The organism is Burkholderia sp. HMSC10F09, assembly GCF_001806955.1.
Classification (GTDB): Bacteria; Pseudomonadota; Gammaproteobacteria; order Burkholderiales; family Burkholderiaceae; genus Burkholderia; species Burkholderia multivorans.
On the sequence record NZ_KV786754.1, the window covers coordinates 1 to 1964 of the forward strand.

The following is a 1964-nucleotide window of genomic DNA, read 5'->3' on the forward strand; positions in this document are numbered from 1 at the left end:
GCGCGCAGCGGGCGCGACGAGCCGGCGCGCCGTGAACGGCCGCGACGCCGACGGCGTACCGCGCAGCGCATCGCGCGCATTCATGCGGGCTTCCTCGCATGCGCGCGGATCGCGTCGAGCGTGATGCGGCGCGACGGGCGGCCGTGGCCGTCGTCGACCGGCAGCGCGTCGACGCCGCGCCACAGCAGCTCGGAGATCGCATCGCGCAGCGTGCGTGCGGCCTCGATCGGCGCGCCGTCCGCATGGCCCGCTTCGGCGACGGCGTCGACCGGTGTCAGCGCGAGCAGGCGCAACGGGCGATCGACGCCCGCGACGAGCTGCTCGACGACGCCTTCGGCCGGATTGCCGAGTATGTCGGCCGGCGTCGCGACCTGCAGCAGGCGGCCGCCGTCCATCACGGCGATCGTGTCGCCGAGCTTCAGCGCTTCCTCGATGTCGTGCGTGACGATCACGACCGTGATGCCGAGCCGCCGCTGCAATGCGAGCAGATCGTCCTGCGCCTTGTTGCGGATGATCGGATCGAGCGCGCCGAACGGTTCGTCCATCAGCAGCATCGCGGGCTCGGCGGCGAGCGCACGCGCGACGCCGACGCGCTGCTGCTGGCCGCCCGACAGTTCGTGCGGCAGCTTGTCGGCGAATTCGGCCGGCGCGAGATGGAACAGCTCGAGCAGCTCGGCGACGCGCGCGCGGATGCGGTCGGGGCGCCAGCCGAGCAGACGCGGCACCGTCGCGATGTTGCGCGCGACACTCCAGTGCGGAAACAGCCCGTGCCCCTGGATCACGTAGCCGATGCGCCGCCGCAGTTGCTCGGGCGGCACGCCGGCCGTGTCGGTGCCGTCGATGCGAATCGTGCCGCTCGTCGGTGCGATCAGCCGGTTGATCATCCGCAGCAGCGTCGACTTGCCGCTACCCGATGCGCCGACGAGCGCGGTGATGGTGCCTCGCTTCATCGTCAGCGAGACGTCGTCGACGGCGACGATGTCGCCGAAGCGCTTGCCGACGCGATCGATCTCGATCATCCGGACCGTCCTTTCGCGAGCGACGTCGCGGCTTCGAAGACGACCGCGGCCGCGAGCGCGAGCGCGATCGTGGGAATCGCGCCGAGCAGCACGAGGTCGGCCGCCGATTGCCCGATTCCCTGAAAGATGAAGGTGCCGAACCCGCCGCCGCCGATCAGCGCGGCGACCGCGGTCAGCCCGATGTTCTGCACGAGTACGACGCGCACGCCGCTCAGAATTACCGGCAGCGCGAGCACAAGATCGACGCGGAACAGCCGCTGCGCGCGTGTCATGCCCATCGCGCGCGCCGCTTCGGTCACATGTGGCGGCACCTGCGCGAGCCCGACCGCGACGCTCGACGCGATCGGCAGCAGCGAGTAGAGGAACAGCGCGAGCACGGCCGGCGCGACGCCGATCCCGCGCACGCCGAGCGCCGCCGCGAGCGGCACGTGCGCGGCGAGCAGGCCGAGCGGCGCCATCATGAGCCCGTACATCGCGATGCTCGGAATCGTCTGAACGATATTGAGGACGGGCATCACGACCGCACGCACCGGCGCCGCGCGTGCGCATGCGATGCCGAGCGGCAGTCCCGCGACGAGCGCGGCCGCGACCGAGCCGCCCGCGAGCGACAGATGACGGCTTGCCTCGCGCCAGAAGTCGTCGCTGCGCACCGCGTATTCGCGCATCACGGAGAGCCCGTCCCACCAGCCGGTCGCGAGCGGCACCGACACCGCCGCGATCGCGACGACGAGCGCGGCGAGCCTCCGCCACGGACCGAACGCGAGCCGTGCGAGCGCGTCCGCGACGAGCACGGCCCACGCGAACAGCAGCACCCACACGCCGGCCGCCGGCGACACGCGCGCGAGCATGTCGTCGGGTGCGACCGCGTGCGACGTGGCGGCGCCGAGCGCATACGCGAGCGTCGCGAGCCATGTGCAGCCGGCCGCGAGCCGCCACGTCGGGCGG

General features: G+C 72.4%; 2 protein-coding genes. Both read right to left on the reverse strand.

The genetic code is table 11. From position 1 onward, the window contains the following. Nucleotides 1–80: 80 nt before the first annotated feature. Nucleotides 81–1019 carry an ABC transporter ATP-binding protein gene (locus HMPREF3115_RS16750; RefSeq protein ID WP_059940878.1) on the reverse strand — a complete coding sequence of 313 codons (939 nt, stop codon included), beginning with the start codon at nt 1017–1019 and terminating at the stop codon, nt 81–83. Continuing rightward, a partial coding sequence (locus HMPREF3115_RS16755; protein WP_256276218.1) for an ABC transporter permease occupies nt 1016–1964 on the reverse strand: 949 nt, incomplete at its 5' end. The genes HMPREF3115_RS16750 and HMPREF3115_RS16755, both read right to left, overlap by 4 nt.

What these genes read in the sequence shown, in the direction of transcription:
- HMPREF3115_RS16750 (WP_059940878.1), bottom strand. Translation starts at nt 1,019, where the DNA reads ATGATCGAGATCGATCGCGTCGGCAAGCGCTTCGGCGACATCGTCGCC.